The sequence below is a fragment of the Enterobacter cloacae complex sp. 2024EL-00711 genome, assembly GCF_047529885.1.
Taxonomy (GTDB): domain Bacteria; phylum Pseudomonadota; class Gammaproteobacteria; order Enterobacterales; family Enterobacteriaceae; genus Enterobacter; species Enterobacter ludwigii.
Window position 1 is genome coordinate 348,440 of the sequence record NZ_JBLIZC010000003.1, and the last position, 17,379, is coordinate 365,818.

Genomic DNA, 17,379 nt, shown 5'->3' on the forward strand with positions numbered 1-17,379 from the left:
ATCCTCCAGGAAAAGAGGCCCGCCCTGCGGCAGGCCAAAGGTTCCCCTGTTAACGTTTTGAACCGTAATAGACTTCGTTCCAGCGCAGCGCGTCTTTGAACGCGGGCAGGCGGGTATCGTTATCAATAACGGTCAGTTCGATATCGTGCAGTTCGGCGAACTGACGCATGTCGTTCAGATCCAGCGCATGGCTGAAGACGGTGTGGTGCGCGCCACCGGCCAGGATCCAGGCTTCCGAGGCGGTTGGCAGGTCAGGCTGCGCTTTCCACAGGGCGTTGGCGACCGGCAGTTTTGGCAGAGAATGCGGGGTTTCAACCGCATCCACACAGTTCACCAGCAGGCGGAAACGGTCGCCCAGGTCAATCAGGCTGGCGTTGATGGCAGGACCGGTACGGGTGTTGAAGATCAGACGTGCCGGGTCGGCTTTTCCGCCAATGCCAAGGTACTGCACGTCGAGGATCGGTTTCTCTTCAACGGCAATGGAAGGACACACTTCCAGCATATGCGAGCCCAGTACCAGGTCGTTGCCGTTTTCGAAGTGGTAGGTGTAGTCCTCCATAAAGGAGGTGCCGCCCTGCAGACCGGTTGACATCACTTTCATAATGCGAAGCAGAGCGGCAGTTTTCCAGTCGCCTTCGCCGGCAAAGCCGTAGCCCTGCTGCATCAGACGTTGTACCGCCAGGCCGGGCAGTTGTTTCAGACCGTGGAGGTCTTCAAAGGTGGTGGTAAAAGCATGGAAGCCACCCTGTTCCAGGAAGCGTTTCATGCCCAGTTCGATACGTGCTGCATCCAGCACGTTCTGGCGTTTGTCACCGTGAATTTGTGCCGCAGGGGTCAGACGGTAGCTGCTTTCGTATTCGTCGACCAGCGCGCTTACGTCGCCATCGCTGATTTCATTCACCACCTGCACCAGGTCGCCCACGGCCCAGGTATTCACCGAGAAACCAAATTTAATTTGTGCGGCAACTTTATCGCCGTCGGTGACCGCCACTTCACGCATGTTGTCGCCGAAACGCACCACTTTCAGGTGGCGAGTATCTTGTCGGGACACCGCCTGGCGCATCCAGGAGCCGATACGTTTTTGCGCATGCTGATCCTGCCAGTGGCCGGTGACGACCGCATGTTGCTGGCGCATACGTGCGCCGATAAAGCCGAACTCGCGGCCGCCGTGCGCGGTCTGGTTCAGGTTCATAAAGTCCATATCAATGCTGTCCCACGGCAGGGACGCGTTGAACTGGGTATGGAACTGCATCAGTGGTTTATTGAGGATGGCCAGACCGTTGATCCACATTTTGGCCGGTGAGAAGGTGTGCAGCCACACTACCATGCCGGCGCATTTATCGTCGTAGTTCGCGTCGCGGCAGATGTTCGTGATCTCATCCGGGGTCGTGCCGAGCGGTTTGAGCACCAGTTTGCACGGCAGTTTAGCCTCTGCATTGAGCGCGTTGACCACGTGCTCAGCATGTTTCGTCACCTGTTGCAGCGCTTCCGGCCCGTACAGATGTTGGCTGCCAATGACAAACCACACTTCATAATTATTAAAAATGGTCATTATTGTGTCCTTAATGTGTCAGGGTTGCCGTAGTGTCCGCGGTGTGTTTGGCCGGGGCGGCGACAGGGAGATAGTGAAGTTCGGCGCTTTTTGCCCATTGCTGATAGCGCTGATAAAGCTGTTCAAAACGCTGCGCCTGCTGAGCACGCGGCTGGAGGGTATTTTCGACAGCGCTCGCCATGTGCTGCTGCGCGGTCGGGATATCGGCATGAACGCCTGCCGCAACGGCCGCGAAGATCGCTGCACCGAGGGCGCAGCACTGATCGGAGGCGACAATCTGCAGTGGACGGTTCAGCACGTCACAACAGGCCTGCATGATTACCGGGTTTTTACGGGCGATGCCGCCCAGTGCCATCACGTTGTTGACGTCGATGCCCTGCTCGGTGAAGCACTCCATAATGGCGCGCGCCCCAAAGGCAGTTGCGGCAATCAGGCCGCCAAACAGCGCTGGCGCGTCGGTGGCGAGGTTAAGATCGGTGATCACCCCTTTCAGGCGCTGGTTGGCAAATGGCGTACGGCGACCGTTGAACCAGTCGAGCACCACCGGCAGGTGATCGAGAGAAGGATTCTTTGCCCACGCGGCGGTGAGCTGCGGCAAAAGCTGCTTTTTACTTTCGGCAATCTGGGTCTTCAGCTCAGGATGCGCCGCCGCCAGCTGATCCAGCGGCCAGCCCAGCACGCGGCCAAACCAGGCGTAGATATCGCCAAAGGCGGACTGACCCGCTTCCAGACCGATAAACTCCGGTACGACGCTACCGTCAACCTGGCCGCAGATGCCTTTTACCGCCCGATCGCCTACGCTGGCTTTATCCGCGGTGAGAATGTCGCAGGTGGAGGTGCCGATAACCTTCACCAGCGTGTTTGGCTGGGCACCAGCGCCCACCGCGCCCATGTGGCAGTCAAACGCCCCGCCGGAGATGGCCACGTTTTGCGGCAGACCCAGGCGCGTCGCCCACTCTTCACAAAGCGTACCCACCGGAATATCGGCGGTGAAGGTGTCGGTGAACAGCGGGTATTGCAGACTCTTGTTGATGACGGGATCGAGTTCATCGAAGAACGCCGCCGGTGGCAGGCCACCCCAGCTTTCATGCCACAGGGATTTGTGTCCGGCGCTGCAGCGGCCGCGGCGGATATCCTGCGGACGCGTGGTACCGGAGAGCAGGGCTGGTACCCAGTCGCACAGTTCAATCCACGATACCGCGGCCTGCGCAACGGATGCGTCCGCGCGGGTTACGTGGAGGATCTTGGCCCAGAACCATTCACTGGAGTAAATACCGCCGATGTAGCGCGAGTAGTCCGTTTTACCGGGCTGGTGACACAAGCGGGTAATGGCCTCGGCCTCTTCAACGGCGGTGTGATCTTTCCACAGCACGAACATGGCGTTCGGGTTATCTGCAAACTCCGGACGCAGCGCCAGGACATGGCCTTCGGCATCCACAGGGGCAGGCGTTGAGCCGGTACTGTCGACGCCAATCCCGACGATTTCTGCCCGCTGGGCGTCGGTCAGTTCAGTCAGTACGGTTTTGATTGCCGCTTCCATCGACTCAATGTAGTCACGTGGATGGTGACGGAACTGGTTATTTGGCGCATCGCAGTAGCGCCCCTCTTGCCAGCGCGGGTACCACTCAACGCTGGTTGCTATTTCCTGGCCGCTTGTACAGTCCACTGCCAGAGCGCGAACCGAGTCGCTGCCAAAATCGAGGCCAATCGCAATTGCCATGGTGTTGCTCCATCAAAAAACAGGTATGAGAGAACATTAGAGACTGGAGGCGAAAATCGTCAGGCAGGATCCGCTAATCTTATGGACTAAATTGCTGTTGCAATAGAAAGTGTGACGCCGTGCAAATAATCAATGTGGACATTTCTGCCGCACTTATAGACACTTTTGTTACTGCTGATCTGCCCCCGTGGGCGGAGAAATCAGGGGGAAGGGCTGAAACATGGCGGACGTAAAAGAGGCGTGATGCTTTTTGGATCTTTTCGCGGGCCATTTTTATACTGCTTTTATCGATATGGACAATTGGTTTCCTTCAGGACCCTTGGGAGAACTGAATCTATGGCCGAAACGCAAAACGATCCCTTATTACCGGGCTACTCGTTTAATGCTCACCTGGTGGCGGGGCTGACCCCTATTGAGGCTGAGGGATATCTCGATTTTTACGTCGACCGACCGCTCGGGATGAAAGGGTATATTCTGAACCTGACGGTGCGTGGGGAAGGGATTATCAAAAATAACGATCAGCAGTTTGTCTGCCGTCCGGGCGATATGCTGCTGTTTCCGCCGGGGGAGATCCACCACTACGGGCGCCACCCGGAGGCCAAAGAGTGGTATCACCAGTGGGTCTACTTCCGCCCGCGCGCCTACTGGCAGGAGTGGCTCTCGTGGCCGGCTATTTTTGCGCACACCGGTTTTTATCGCCCGGACGAGGTTCATCTGGCTCAGTTCCGCGAACTCTTTGCCCAAATTATTGAAGCGGGGCAGGCGGGTGGCCGGTATGCCGAACTGCTGGCGATTAACCTGCTTGAACAGGTGCTGTTGCGCCGGATGGAGGCGATAAACGCGTCACTTAATCCTCCGCTGGACAACCGCGTGCGCGACGCCTGCCAGTACATCAGCGACCATCTGGCCGACAGCCAGTTCGATATCGCCAGCGTCGCCCAGCATGTGTGTCTCTCACCGTCGCGGCTGTCACATCTGTTCCGTCAGCAGCTGGGCGTTAGCGTCCTGAGCTGGCGTGAGGACCAGCGTATCAGCCAGGCGAAGCTCCTGCTCAGCACCACCCGCATGCCCATTGCCACCGTGGGGCGCAATGTGGGCTTTGAAGACCAGCTCTATTTCTCCCGGGTATTTAAAAAATGCACCGGTGCCAGCCCCAGTGAATTCCGGGCAGGATGTGAATAAACGGTAAAAAAAGATAAACAAGCAGGTGAACTGTGGAAGCAACCTGTAAACTATTCAGACAATTGTTGTCTTGACGCGGTGCAGGGCGCTAAGCAGAATCCCTGATTCGTTTTCTGACCGGAATAGTTATGCAGGCATTGCTGGAACATTTTATCACCCAGTCCGTTATGTATTCGCTTATCGCCGTTGCGCTGGTGGCGTTTCTGGAATCGCTTGCACTTGTTGGGTTGATCCTCCCCGGCACGGTGATGATGGCGGGGCTGGGCGCGTTGATTGGCAGCGGTGAAGTGAATTTCTGGCAGGCGTGGATGGCGGGGATTATCGGCTGTTTGCTCGGCGACTGGATCTCCTTCTGGCTGGGCTGGCGCTTTAAGAAACCGCTGCACCGCTGGTCGTTCATGAAAAAGAACAAAGCCTTGCTGGATAAAACCGAACACGCGCTGCATCAGCACAGCATGTTCACGATCCTCGTGGGTCGCTTTGTTGGACCAACGCGTCCGCTGGTGCCGATGGTCGCGGGGATGCTGGATCTGCCGGTTGCGAAATTCGTGGTGCCGAACATCATCGGCTGTGTTTTCTGGCCGCCGTTCTATTTTCTGCCGGGGATCCTGGCAGGGGCCACCGTTGATATTCCTGACGGAATGCAAAGCGGTGAATTTAAGTGGTTGTTGCTGGCTACGGCCCTGCTGTTGTGGATCGCTGCCTGGTTGTGCTGGCGACTGTGGCGCAGCGCGAAAGCGAATGTTGATCGCCTGACGCGTTATCTGCCACGCTCGCGCCTGCTGTGGCTCGCGCCGTTAATGCTGGGGGTTGCCGTGGTGGCGCTGGTCGCCCTGATTCGCCACCCGCTGATGCCGGTGTACGGTGAAATCCTCTTGAAGGTGGTGAGCCGTTAATCTGTTTCCCTCTCCCGTGGGAGAGGGTCAGCCCGCACTGATGCCTAACAATGAAGACGCCCCTGCGTGACCACTGAGCAGTTCCTCTGTGCCGCCATCCCAGGCAATTCGCCCTTCTGCAATGACCACCGATCGTGGCGCAATCCGCGCGGCATCCTCGATGCTGTGCGAAACCATCAGCATTGTCAGTTGCTGACGCTGGCACACGTCCTGCACCAGGGTAAGCATCTCCTGGCGCAAGGCAGGATCGAGTGCAGAGAAGGGCTCATCCAGAAGCAGTATGGGCTGCTCGCGCACCAGGCAGCGCGCCAGCGCCACCCGCTGACGCTGCCCGCCGGAGAGGGCTTCGGGGAGGCGGTCAATAAACGCGGTAATGCCCATCTGAGCGGCAATCAGCTCCAGCTTCTGGCGCTGGCCGTCGTTGAGTTTCAGGCCAGGATCCATACCCAGGGCGATGTTTTGCCGCACCGTCAGATGCATGAACAGATTGTTTTCCTGGAACAGCATCGACACCGGACGTCGGGCGGGTGGCGTGCGCGTATGGTCGCGGTTTTCAATCACTATCGACCCGCTCGCCGGTTGCAGAAAACCGGCAATCAGATTGAGCAAAGTACTCTTTCCGGCCCCGCTCGGACCCAGAACCGCAATCATCTCTCCCTGACGAACCGAAAGGGAGAAGCTCATTGGCAGATGCTGGTAGAGCCAGGTTACATCAGTCAGTTTTAACATTACGCCCCGGAAGTTTTTCGATAACGGTAAATAAGGCAAAGCAGAGCATCAGTAACAGCAGCGCCGTGACGGCTCCCTCCTGGCTACGATAGGAGCCAATTTGCTGGTACAGCCAGTACGGCAGGGTGCGGAAATCTTCATTACCGAAGAGCGCCACGACACCAAAATCACCAATTGAGAGCACACAGGCGAAGGCCAGGGCCTGGGCCAGCGGGCGTTTCAGCGCACGCAGTTCGATAATCTTTAGCCGCTGCCAGCCTTGCAGACCGAGCGACTGGCACAGCAGCGCGTAGCGGCTGTTGATGTCTCGCATCGGATTTTCCAGCACCTTCAGCGCGTAGGGGATCGCCATCAGGGCATTGGTGAAAATCACGATGCCGTCGGCGTTTTCCGGCAGGCCAATGGTGCTGTTGAACAGTAAAAAGAACCCCGTCGCCAGTACAATGCCGGGCATCGCCAGGATCAGCATGCCTGTCAGCTCCAGGGCGTGCCCGGCTTTACGGGCCTGACGCGCATAAAGCTCGCGGCTGCTCCATAAAAGCATCATGGTCAGCATGACACACAGCAGCCCGGCGGTCAGCGCGATCCGTAACGAGGTCCACGTTGCCTGCCAGAGAACGGGCTGCTGCAACACGGTAACGAGATTCAGGTTCAGGCCATCGACGATGACGGCCATCAGCGGCGGAAGCAGAAGCAGCAGCGCCAGCGTGATAAGCAGCAGATCAGCGATCCGGCTATGCATGCTGTCCTGCGGGTTGCGCCAGCCGGTTATCTGATTACTGCCCGGCGGGATGGCTTTGCTCAGACGCTGGCTCAGCAGCACAAGGCACAGGCAGCAAACCATCTGTACCATCGCCAGCAGCGCGGCGCGGCCGGGGTCATAGTCGTAACTGAGCGCCTGGTAAATTGCCAGTTCGATGGTGGTGGCCTGCGGGCCGCCGCCGAGTGAAAGCACGGTGGCAAAACTGGCGAAACAGAGCATAAAGATCAGAGCCGCAACCGGCGGGATCTGACGACGCAGCCACGGCCATTCGACCAGGCGGAAGAAGGACATACCGCGCATGCCCAACTGAGCGGCAAGCTGGCGCTGTTCACCGGGGATGTTTTCCAGTGCCTGTAAAAAGAGTCTGGTCGCCATCGGCATATTGAAAAAGACGTGCGCCAGCAGAATGCCCTTCAGTCCGTAGGGCGAGAAGCGCCACTCCAGACCCAGCAGGCCGAATAGTGAAGCCAGCCACCCCTGACGACCATAGACGCTCAGGATGCCAAACACGGCCACCAGGACCGGCAGGATCAGCGTCATGGCGCACAGGCGCAGCAGGGCCTGCCTGCCGGGGAAACGGCGGCGATAAAGCGCGCGTGCCAGGAAAATGGCGGGGATAACCGACAGCAGCGCAGAGAGAAAGGCCTGCCAGAAAGAGAAACGGATAACGTGCCAGAGATAACTGTCGTGCCAGAGCGCGAACAGGTCGCTCTCTGGCGCGTTAAACCACAAGGCAAGGAATGCGCCCAGACTGACCGCCACCATCAATACGGCGGCGAGCAGCCCAGGAATTAACCAGCCGGGAATTAACGGCTGACGGCGCGTTGCCATTCACTTACCCATGCTGCTCGCTGCGCGGCAACCTGCTGAGGCGTAAACTCCAGCGAGGTTTGCGGTTTGGTCAGTTTCTCAAAGCCCGCTGGCAACGCCACGCTGGTCACGGGGTACATCCAGTTACCCGCTGGAATCGCGTTCTGGAATGCCGGGGAGACCATAAATTTCAGGAACTTCTCGGCCAGTTCGGGCTGTTTGCTGGATGCCGTGCGGGCTGCCACTTCGACCTGCATATAGTGCCCTTCAGCAAAACTGGCGGCGGCGTAATTGTCTTTTTTCTCGGCGATGATGTGATAAGCCGGGGAGGTGGTGTAGCTCAGAACCAGATCACTTTCCCCTTTCAGGAACAGACCGTAGGCTTCGCTCCAGCCTTTTGTCACGGTGACGGTTTTGGCGGCCAGCTTCTGCCACGCTTGCGGAGCGTCATCGCCGTAGACTTTCTGCATCCACAGCAGCAGCCCCAGGCCTGGCGTACTGGTGCGAGGATCTTCATAAATAACGCGCCATTTTTGCTCGCTTTCGACCAGTTCCTTCAGACTTTTCGGCGGGTTTTTAAGCTTGTTTTTGTCGTAAACAAACGCGAAGTAACCGTAATCGAACGGCACAAAGGTGTCGTTCTGCCAGCCGCCCGGGACGCTGACGGCATCGGTGGCGACGCCGCTTTTGGCAAACAGTTTGGTTTTCGAGGCGGCCTCCAGCAGGTTGTTATCCAGCCCAAGCACCACATCGGCTTTACTGTTTTTGCCTTCCATGCGCAGGCGGTTAAGCAGCGAGACGCCATCTTCCAGCGCCACGAACTTCAGTTCGCACTGACAGTCAGCTTCAAAGGCTTTTTTCACCACCGGACCCGGACCCCAGTCGGCTGAGAAGGAATCGTAGGTGTAGACCGTCAGGACGGGCTTCGCGACAGCAGGCAGCGCAAACAGCGCCAGAAGGGGGAGAACTTTTTTTAACACTTTGCACCTCAAGGTTGAGTGGCAAAGGATTTTGAGTGACAGCCTCAAATCCCTTCGCCGGCGTTATCCGGATCAGGTTCGACGGGTATTATCTCAGCGCACATCAGTGATGCAGCACCCCGTTGAGAACGGCGCTATTGTAATGATTTGGCAAATATTACGAAAGTGTTATGGCTCCGGCGGCGAAAACCAGGCGGATTTAAAATCAAACCAGCCCAGCGTATTCATTCTGACACCGCGCATACTACGCTGCCCCTGGATCATCAGCCAGTGGTGGATCAACGGCACGATCGCTTGTTCAGCCAGCAACTGCTGGCACCATGAGGCCAGGTTCATGTCGCCGGCGCGCCAGAGGGCCGCGTCCTGCTGCCAGTCCCGGTCTATGCAATGCTGGATAAGCGGGACCTCATACAGGTGAGAGAAGAGCGAGAAATCAAGCGGCAGGGTAAAGTTTGCGCTGTTGAGCCAGATGTCGCTGACGATCTCTCCCTGATGCCATTCATCGTAATCCACCTCTTTGACATCCAGCCTCACCCCAACGGCGGCCAGCAGTCGGGTCATGATTCTGGCGATAAAGCGGTGCTCAACGTGCTCGCGATAGTAGGTCAGGGTGATGGACTCCAGCCCGGCGGGCTTGTCGCAGTATGTCGGACGGGCGTGATGCCAGCGAGGAAGCAGACCATACGCCGGGAACCAGTAGGTCTGGTACTGCTCCTCCGCATGATAAATCAGGCTGGAGGGCGACAACACGTGGCTTATCCATTTGCGCACCTCATGGTTTGCCCCGCGATGGGTACGGCTGTCGAACAGCAGGTAGTAGCACCCTTCTTCGAGCCGGCTCTCCACGGCCTTTTCGCCCGTGGTAGGCCCTTCCAGCGTCAGCCCGGCGCTCAGCTCTTCGTTGAGATCCGGTAATACCCACACGTTCACTTCGTCGATCAGCGCCCGGTAGCCAAAATAGTCATCAAAAGCGCGGATTTTCAGCTGGTTGTTGTTATTGCGCGATACAGAGTAGGGGCCGGTGCCAATCGGCAGGCTGGCAAAATTATTCATCGACTCCCATTCACCGGGCAAAATCATCGACGGTACATAGCCCAGCAGCCACGGAAGCCATTTGTCCGGCTGAGACAGTTCAACATCCAGTGTCCATGCCGTAGGGGAGTGAACGCGTGAAATATGGGAATAGAGCGGTAGCGTGCAGGCGCGCTCTAAAGAGGCAATTACATCGACCATCTCCAGCTCGCGGCCGTGGTGGAAATGAATACCAGGACGTAGAAAGAAGCGCCAGTGAAGAGGAGAAAGTTGCTGCCAGTGGTGCGCAATATCCGCTTCCAGTTCCCCATTTTCCTCATTTATGCGCGTCAGGCCGCTGAATATTTGTCGGGCCATATGGGTTTCAGAGCGGCGTAACGCCGTGCCGGGCAACAGGTTTTTCATCGGTCGATAGTAGAGCACCCGCAGAATGTGGCGACCCTGACGAAAGCTGCGCCCGAGATGCGACACCAGCATCTGGCGTACTGCCGCTTTGTCCCCCACCAGCTGCACCAACTGGTCGATGCGGTCCTGTTCCAGCAGGTCTTCCGCTCGCTGCTGCTGCAACGCCAGCCCGGTATACAGGAAGGTCAGGCGGGAGCGTTTTCCGCGACCCGCCTCGGCCTCCCAGTTGAGCCAGCCCTGCTGCTGCATGGTATTAAGCAGCGTGCGCATGTGCCGGCGCGAACAGCTGAGCAGGTCCGCCAGCTCGTTCAGCGTGGTCTCCTGCGATCGCCCCTCGCAGCATTGCCAGAGGCGGATAAATTGTTGTTGCAGACGACCAGAGGGCATAAAAGGGGAACTCCTGACAAAAAATCAGCAATTTATTAATCCCTATATTAGGCCAATAATTCTTCCCGATGAAGTGAGGAGGTAAATTATGAAGAGGTCTACCGCACGTCAGTTTTATCAGCGTTATTTTTCAGCGACGCAGGGAGCGTCCTGGCTGGCCCGCCAGTGTGCAGAGCAACGGTTGAAAATCCTGGAAGATCTGATGCAGTGGGACGTTACGAAACCGACCTCTTCTTGCTAACTCGCCTCGATCATGTGTGACTGAGTATTGGTGCTTATCACCCGCCAGCAAAATGTTTTTGCTGGCTTTTTTCGTTTACTATTCACCCACTTTCGATTCGCTTTCACAAGGACTTGCGCATGCTCTGGTTGATGACGATGGGGCGACGCCTGAACGGCGTGTATGCCGCTTTTATGCTGGTGGCCTTTATGATGGGCGTGGCGGGGGCATTGCAGGCTCCGACGCTGAGTCTGTTTCTCAGCCGTGAGGTGGGGGCGCAGCCGTTTTGGGTGGGGCTGTTTTATACCGTGAACGCCATCGCCGGGATCCTGGTCAGTCTGGCACTGGCAAAACGATCGGACAATCGGGGCGATCGTCGCAAACTGATCCTCTTTTGCTGCGCCATGGCCGTGGGTAACGCGCTGCTGTTTGCCTTCAATCGCCATTACCTGACGCTGATTACCTGCGGCGTGCTTCTGGCGTCGCTCGCCAATACCGCCATGCCGCAGCTGTTCGCGCTGGCCCGTGAATACGCGGATAACTCGGCGCGGGAAGTGGTGATGTTCAGCTCGGTCATGCGTGCGCAGCTCTCTCTGGCCTGGGTGATCGGCCCGCCGCTGGCGTTTATGCTGGCGCTGAACTATGGCTTTACCACCATGTTTTCCATCGCTGCCGGCATCTTTGTCATCAGCCTGATACTGATTGCCTTTGCGCTACCCTCAGTGGCGCGAGTGGAGCTGACGACGGATAAACCCATCACCCAGGTGAGCGGCTGGCAGGATAAAAACGTCCGCATGCTGTTTATCGCGTCCATGCTGATGTGGACCTGCAACACCATGTACATCATTGATATGCCGCTGTGGATCAGCAGCGATCTGGGGTTGCCGGACAAGCTTGCGGGGATCCTGATGGGGACGGCTGCCGGCCTGGAAATTCCGGCGATGATCCTGGCGGGTTATTACGTTAAGCGTTTTGGAAAGCGTCGCATGATGATCGTCGCCGTGGCGGCGGGAGTGCTTTTTTATCTGGGGCTGATCGTCTTCCATTCGCGCGAAGCACTGCTTGCGCTACAGCTGTTTAACGCCGTGTTTATTGGCATCGTGGCCGGGATTGGGATGCTCTGGTTCCAGGACTTAATGCCGGGACGGGCAGGCTCTGCCACTACGCTCTTTACCAACAGCATTTCAACGGGCGTTATTCTGGCAGGGGTGATTCAGGGGGCGTTGTCGCAAACCTACGGCCACGCGTCAGTGTACTGGATGATTGCGGCCATTTCCGTGGTGACGCTGGTGCTAACCTGCCGGGTAAAAGATGTGTGATTCTGAAAGGCGGCTTCACGCAATAAAACGATTTTCTGACAGGGTCTGAGAAGGCGCATAGCGCGCGTGGCGTCAGCCGAGGCTGTTTGCCTCAGGCTGACGCAAGAGGCAAACAGTGGTGAGTCCCACATCAATTAACACTGAGGGTGTACTGCACCCATTATGTTGGACGATGTTGATCTTCACCGGGATGGTACGCAGCCTACCCCATAAACGCAGGCTGTTTTTGCTCATAGGCGGAGATAGCATCTTCGTGCTGCAGCGTCAGGCCAATACTGTCCAGGCCATTCAGCATGCAGTGACGACGAAAGGCGTCAATGCTGAAGCTGTAGGATTTATCACCCGCTTTCACCACTTCCGCTTCCAGATCCACTTCAAACGAAATCCCAGGATTTGCCTTCACCAGGGCGAACAATTCGTCCACCTGCGCATCGCTCAGCGTCACCGGCAGCAGCTGGTTATTGAAGCTGTTGCCGTAGAAGATATCGGCAAAGCTTGGGGCGATAACCACTTTGAACCCGTAGTCGGTGAGCGCCCAGGGTGCATGTTCACGGGAAGAGCCGCAGCCAAAGTTTTCACGCGCCAGCAGAATCGATGCGCCTTTAAATTCCGGGAAGTTCAGCACGAACTCGGGATTGGGCACTTCGCCTTTGTCGTCCAGGAAGCGCCAGTCGTTAAACAGATGCGCGCCAAACCCGGTACGGGTCACCTTCTGCAAAAACTGCTTTGGAATGATGGCGTCAGTGTCGACGTTAGCGGCGTCCAGTGGGACAACCCGGCCCGTATGTTGGGTAAATTTCTCTGCCATGATTGTCTCCTTATTTCAGGCTGCGAATATCGGCGAAATGACCGGTCACTGCCGCAGCGGCGGCCATTGCCGGGCTGACCAGGTGAGTACGCCCACCGCGGCCCTGACGGCCTTCAAAGTTACGGTTACTGGTGGAGGCACAACGCTCGCCAGGATTCAGGCGGTCATTGTTCATGGCCAGGCACATGGAGCAGCCAGGCAGGCGCCATTCGAAGCCCGCTTCGATAAAGATCTTATCCAGGCCTTCGGCTTCCGCCTGGGCTTTCACCGGGCCAGAGCCCGGCACAACCAGCGCCTGAACGCCCGGTGCCACTTTGCGGCCTTTGGCAATCTCGGCCGCCGCGCGTAAATCTTCGATACGGGAGTTGGTGCAGGAGCCGATAAACACTTTATCAATGGTCACGTCAGTCAACGGAATGCCTGGCTTCAGACCCATATAGGCCAGCGCTTTTTCCGCACTGGCGCGCTCGACCGGATCGCTGAAAGAGGCCGGGTCAGGAATATTATCGTTAACGGAAATCACCTGGCCCGGGTTGGTTCCCCAGGTGACCTGTGGCGCAATGTCTTCCGCCTGCAGCGTAACCACGGTGTCAAACGTCGCACCATCGTCGGTTTTCAGGGTTTTCCAGTACGCAACCGCCTCAATAAAATCATGGTCTTTCGGCGCGTGCAGACGGCCCTTCACATAGCTGAAGGTTGTTTCGTCTGGCGCAACCAGGCCCGCTTTTGCCCCCATCTCAATGGCCATGTTGCAGAGCGTCATACGGCCCTCCATGCTCAGTGCCTGGATGGCTTCACCGCAGAATTCAACCACGTGACCGGTGCCGCCTGCGCTGCCGGTTTTACCGATGATGGCCAGCACGATGTCTTTGGCGGTAATGCCCGGGGCCGCTTTGCCTTTCACTTCAATCTTCATGGTTTTGGCGCGGCCCTGTTTCAGGGTCTGCGTCGCCAGAACATGTTCAACTTCAGAGGTACCAATACCGAACGCCAGGGCCCCAAACGCGCCGTGGGTGGCCGTGTGGGAGTCACCGCAGACAATGGTCATGCCTGGCAGGGTGATGCCCTGTTCTGGCCCCATCACGTGGACGATACCCTGATACGGGTGGTTCAGATCGTAGAGCTCGACGCCAAATTCGTTGCAGTTTTTGATCAGCTCCTGCATCTGGATACGCGCCATTTCGCCCGACGCATTGATATCTTTGGTTTGCGTGGAGACGTTGTGATCCATTGTCGCGAAGGTTTTACCTGGCTGGCGCACCGGGCGCTTATGCGCACGCAGTCCGTCGAATGCCTGAGGGGAGGTAACCTCGTGCACCAGATGGCGATCGATATACAACAGTGGGGTTTCGTTTGGTGCCTCGTAAACTACGTGCGCATCAAACAATTTTTCATATAACGTTTTCGCCATGATTACACCCCTTCAGCGACATAGCGGGCAATAATGTCGCCCATTTCATCGGTACTGACTGCCGCCGTGCCGCGTGCTAAATCACCGGTACGGACACCTTCTTCTAACGCACGGTTAATGGCGTTTTCAATTGCGGTTGCTGCATCACCGGCATCAAGGCTGTAGCGCAACAGCAAGGCCAGAGAGAGGATCTGCGCAATCGGGTTGGCAATGTTTTTGCCGGCGATATCGGGCGCGGAGCCGCCTGCAGGTTCGTACAAGCCAAATCCCTCTTCATTGAGGCTGGCTGATGGCAACATCCCCATAGAGCCTGTGATCATTGCGCACTCGTCCGAGAGAATATCGCCGAACAGGTTGGAACACAGCAGAACGTCAAACTGCGACGGATCTTTAATCAGCTGCATGGTCGCGTTGTCGATGTACATATGGGACAGTTCGACATCCGGGTACTGTTTCGCGACTTCACTGACGATTTCACGCCACAAAATAGAAGACTGCAGAACGTTCGCTTTATCGATAGACGTCACTTTATGACGGCGTTTGCGCGCCGACTCAAAGGCGATATGGGCGATACGTTCAATTTCAAAACGGTGATAGACCTCGGTATCAAAGGCTTTTTCATGCTGACCGCTGCCTTCGCGCCCTTTAGGCTGCCCGAAGTAGATCCCGCCGGTCAGTTCACGCACGCACAGGATGTCAAAGCCGTTAGCCGCGATATCTGCACGCAGCGGACAGAACGTTTCCAGACCCTGGTACAGCTTCGCCGGACGCAGGTTGCTGAACAATTTAAAATGTTTACGCAGTGGCAGCAGCGCGCCGCGCTCAGGCTGCCCGGCGGGCGGCAGGTGTTCCCATTTAGGGCCACCTACGGAGCCAAACAGCACTGCATCCGCATTTTCACACCCTTCAACGGTCGCTTTTGGCAGCGGAGTACCGTGATTATCGATGGCGATACCGCCCACATCATAGTGGCTGGTGGAGATTTTCATCGCAAAACGCGAACGAACGGCTTCCAGTACTTTCAGCGCCTGTGCCATCACTTCCGGGCCAATACCGTCACCCGGTAACACAGCAATATGGTAATTCTTCGACATTACACGGTTTCCTTGTTGTTCTCTTTATTCTGAGCTTTGCGTTGCAACTCTTTTTCAACTTCAGCGGCGCGCCAGATGTTGTTCAGCACGTGGACCATCGCCTTCGCGGAGGATTCAACAATATCCGTCGCCAGGCCCACACCGTGGAAACGACGGCCATTGTAGGTGACCACGATATCAACCTGACCCAGGGCATTCTCACCGTGGCCCTTGGCCGTCAGGTCATATTTCACCAGCTCTACGTCGTACTCGGTGACGCGGTTAATTGCGCGGTAAATGGCATCAACCGGGCCATTGCCGTTTGCCGCTTCGGCCTTAATGTCTTCGCCACAGGCCAGTTTGACCGAGGCAGTCGCAATGTCGCTGGAGCCTGACTGCACGCTGAAGTAATCGAGGCGGAAGTGCTCAGGCTCTTCCTGCTGTTTATTGATGAAGGCCAGCGCTTCCAGGTCATAGTCGAATACCTGACCTTTTTTATCGGCCAGCTTCAGGAAGGCGTCGTACAGCTGATCCATGTTGTAATCGCTGTCCTTATAACCCATCTCTTCCATACGGTGTTTCACCGCCGCACGACCGGAACGGGAGGTCAGGTTCAACTGAACCTGGTTCAGGCCGATGGATTCCGGGGTCATGATTTCGTAGTTTTCACGGTTTTTCAGCACGCCATCCTGATGAATACCTGAGGAGTGCGCAAAAGCGCCGGTACCCACAATCGCCTTGTTAGCCGGGATGGGCATGTTGCAGATCTGGCTGACGGTCTGGCTGGTACGCCAGATTTCGTTGTGATTGATGCGGGTATGCACATTCATGATGTCTTTGCGCACTTTGATCGCCATGATCACTTCTTCCAGTGAACAGTTACCTGCACGTTCACCGATGCCGTTCATCGCGCCTTCTACCTGACGTGCACCGGCGTGCACCGCAGCGATGGCGTTGCCAACGGCCAGCCCCAGGTCGTCGTGGGTATGTACGGAGATAATCGCTTGATCAATGTTTGGTACGCGTTCATACAGACCGGTAATGATGTTGGAGAACTCAAACGGCATGGTGTAGCCGACAGTGTCCGGGATGTTGATGGTTTTAGCGCCCGCATTGATGGCAGCTTCCACCACGCGCGCCAAATCTTCAATCGGCGTACGGCCTGCATCTTCACAGGAGAATTCAACGTCATCCGTGTAGTTACGGGCACGTTTGACCATGTAGACCGCGCGCTCAATGACCTCATCCAGCGTGCTGCGCAGCTTGGTGGCAATGTGCATAGGAGAGGTAGCAATAAAGGTATGAATACGGAATGCTTCGGCAACCTTCAACGACTCGGCTGCAACATCGATATCTTTTTCCACACAGCGTGCCAGGCCACAGACGCGGCTGTTCTTGATGGTACGCGCTATGGTCTGCACGGATTCGAAGTCACCCGGAGAAGAGACAGGGAAACCGACCTCCATCACGTCGACACCCATACGTTCGAGAGCCAGCGCGATCTGCAGTTTCTCTTTCACACTCAGGCTTGCCTGTAATGCCTGTTCACCGTCACGTAAAGTTGTATCGAAAATAATGACTTGCTGGCTCATGGGTTAGGTCCTTGTCAGTCTTAGGGCGCCTTGCTACGAGCATAAAAAAACCCGCGCAGTGGCGCGGGTTTTTAGTCTTACTGGTGACGATTCAACGCTGAATTTCGCCCGCCAGTCTACCGCGCAAAGTGGATGCGTTTAGTAGTAGTAGACCGGTGAAACGAATGGTGCGAATCATGAATCGTGCTCCGTTAAATTCAATATGCTTTTAGTGGTACTGGATACGACTGTGCATGTCAACCCCTGCAGGCAAAAACGCACCCGGCTGGCCAGGTTGACAGGATATGTGCTTTAGCTAATTGTGCTGGGTTTTGCTTTTCCGACCCTACGAATTGTCTAATTTTGGACTGAGAAAAAGGTTGCAGAAATAATTGAATATAATTGTGATGAATAACTTAAAAGTTCGCTACTCAATTGTGTGGGGTGCAAATGGGTTTGATATCATTAAGTTATAAATGCGGTGAATGTTTTTTATCACTTCGGATGTCTTATGGTTATTA

15 protein-coding genes and 1 riboswitch are annotated in these 17,379 nt (G+C 56.4%); of the genes, 4 read left to right on the plus strand and 11 right to left on the minus strand.

Annotated features, from left to right (window positions below; all coding sequences use genetic code 11):
- Positions 1–49 precede the first annotated feature (49 nt).
- Together araA and araB are read right to left on the minus strand one after the other, a co-directional pair.
- The gene (gene araA, locus ACMVME_RS11695) at positions 50–1,552 is read right to left on the minus strand and encodes an L-arabinose isomerase (RefSeq protein WP_014168604.1); all 1,503 of its coding nucleotides are present in this window, start codon (positions 1,550–1,552) and stop codon (positions 50–52) included.
- 10 nt (positions 1,553–1,562) lie between these two features.
- A complete protein-coding gene (araB, locus tag ACMVME_RS11700; RefSeq protein ID WP_044867129.1) occupies positions 1,563–3,272 on the minus strand; it encodes a ribulokinase in 1,710 nt (569 codons plus the stop codon).
- A 336-nt stretch (positions 3,273–3,608) separates the two neighbouring features.
- Between araB and araC the strand changes: the two genes are divergently transcribed.
- Together araC and ACMVME_RS11710 are read left to right on the plus strand one after the other, a co-directional pair.
- Positions 3,609–4,454 (plus strand): arabinose operon transcriptional regulator AraC, encoded by an 846-nt coding sequence (gene araC, locus ACMVME_RS11705; RefSeq protein WP_025205437.1) that lies wholly within the window; start codon positions 3,609–3,611, stop codon positions 4,452–4,454.
- A gap of 128 nt (positions 4,455–4,582) precedes the next feature.
- Positions 4,583–5,350, plus strand: a complete 768-nt coding sequence (locus ACMVME_RS11710; RefSeq protein WP_014168607.1) for a DedA family protein — start codon at positions 4,583–4,585, stop codon at positions 5,348–5,350.
- 27 nt (positions 5,351–5,377) lie between these two features.
- On the opposite strand, the gene thiQ is transcribed toward ACMVME_RS11710, so the two are convergent.
- From thiQ to sgrR, 4 genes are all read right to left on the minus strand, one after another.
- Positions 5,378–6,079 (minus strand): thiamine ABC transporter ATP-binding protein ThiQ, encoded by a 702-nt coding sequence (gene thiQ, locus ACMVME_RS11715; protein ID WP_063156939.1) that lies wholly within the window; start codon positions 6,077–6,079, stop codon positions 5,378–5,380.
- Positions 6,063–7,673: a thiamine/thiamine pyrophosphate ABC transporter permease ThiP gene (gene thiP / locus ACMVME_RS11720; RefSeq protein ID WP_063156938.1), complete on the minus strand. Its 1,611-nt coding sequence runs from the start codon at positions 7,671–7,673 to the stop codon at positions 6,063–6,065. Before thiP ends, thiQ begins: the two co-directional genes overlap by 17 nt.
- Positions 7,649–8,632 (minus strand): thiamine ABC transporter substrate binding subunit, encoded by a 984-nt coding sequence (gene thiB / locus ACMVME_RS11725; protein ID WP_063156937.1) that lies wholly within the window; start codon positions 8,630–8,632, stop codon positions 7,649–7,651. The genes thiP and thiB overlap by 25 nt, the downstream gene beginning before the upstream one ends.
- Positions 8,633–8,663: 31 nt before the next feature.
- A riboswitch (TPP riboswitch) is annotated at positions 8,664–8,764 on the minus strand.
- Between the two features lie 36 nt (positions 8,765–8,800).
- On the minus strand, positions 8,801–10,456 hold the full coding sequence (sgrR, locus tag ACMVME_RS11730; RefSeq protein WP_047743405.1) for an HTH-type transcriptional regulator SgrR: 1,656 nt from the start codon (positions 10,454–10,456) through the stop codon (positions 8,801–8,803).
- A gap of 88 nt (positions 10,457–10,544) precedes the next feature.
- On the opposite strand from sgrR, the gene sgrT reads away from it, so the two are divergent.
- Both sgrT and ACMVME_RS11740 read left to right on the plus strand, forming a co-directional pair.
- Positions 10,545–10,697, plus strand: coding sequence for a glucose uptake inhibitor SgrT (gene sgrT, locus ACMVME_RS11735; RefSeq protein WP_014168612.1), 153 nt, complete (start codon positions 10,545–10,547; stop codon positions 10,695–10,697).
- Positions 10,698–10,816: 119 nt separating this feature from the next.
- Positions 10,817–11,995, plus strand: coding sequence for a sugar efflux transporter (locus ACMVME_RS11740; protein ID WP_032679619.1), 1,179 nt, complete (start codon positions 10,817–10,819; stop codon positions 11,993–11,995).
- A 202-nt stretch (positions 11,996–12,197) separates the two neighbouring features.
- Here the strand turns inward: ACMVME_RS11740 and leuD are convergent, their stop codons facing one another.
- From leuD to leuL, 5 genes are all read right to left on the minus strand, one after another.
- Positions 12,198–12,803, minus strand: a complete 606-nt coding sequence (gene leuD, locus ACMVME_RS11745) for a 3-isopropylmalate dehydratase small subunit (protein ID WP_014168614.1) — start codon at positions 12,801–12,803, stop codon at positions 12,198–12,200.
- A gap of 10 nt (positions 12,804–12,813) precedes the next feature.
- Positions 12,814–14,214: a 3-isopropylmalate dehydratase large subunit gene (gene leuC / locus ACMVME_RS11750; protein ID WP_068795214.1), complete on the minus strand. Its 1,401-nt coding sequence runs from the start codon at positions 14,212–14,214 to the stop codon at positions 12,814–12,816.
- Positions 14,215–14,216: 2 nt separating this feature from the next.
- Positions 14,217–15,308, minus strand: coding sequence for a 3-isopropylmalate dehydrogenase (leuB, locus tag ACMVME_RS11755; protein ID WP_020882572.1), 1,092 nt, complete (start codon positions 15,306–15,308; stop codon positions 14,217–14,219).
- Positions 15,308–16,879 (minus strand): 2-isopropylmalate synthase, encoded by a 1,572-nt coding sequence (leuA, locus tag ACMVME_RS11760; protein WP_068795213.1) that lies wholly within the window; start codon positions 16,877–16,879, stop codon positions 15,308–15,310. Before leuA ends, leuB begins: the two co-directional genes overlap by 1 nt.
- Positions 16,880–16,970: 91 nt before the next feature.
- Complete coding sequence (gene leuL / locus ACMVME_RS11765; RefSeq protein ID WP_134179374.1) at positions 16,971–17,057, minus strand: leu operon leader peptide; 87 nt, start codon at positions 17,055–17,057, stop codon at positions 16,971–16,973.
- Between the last annotated feature and the right edge of the window lie 322 nt (positions 17,058–17,379).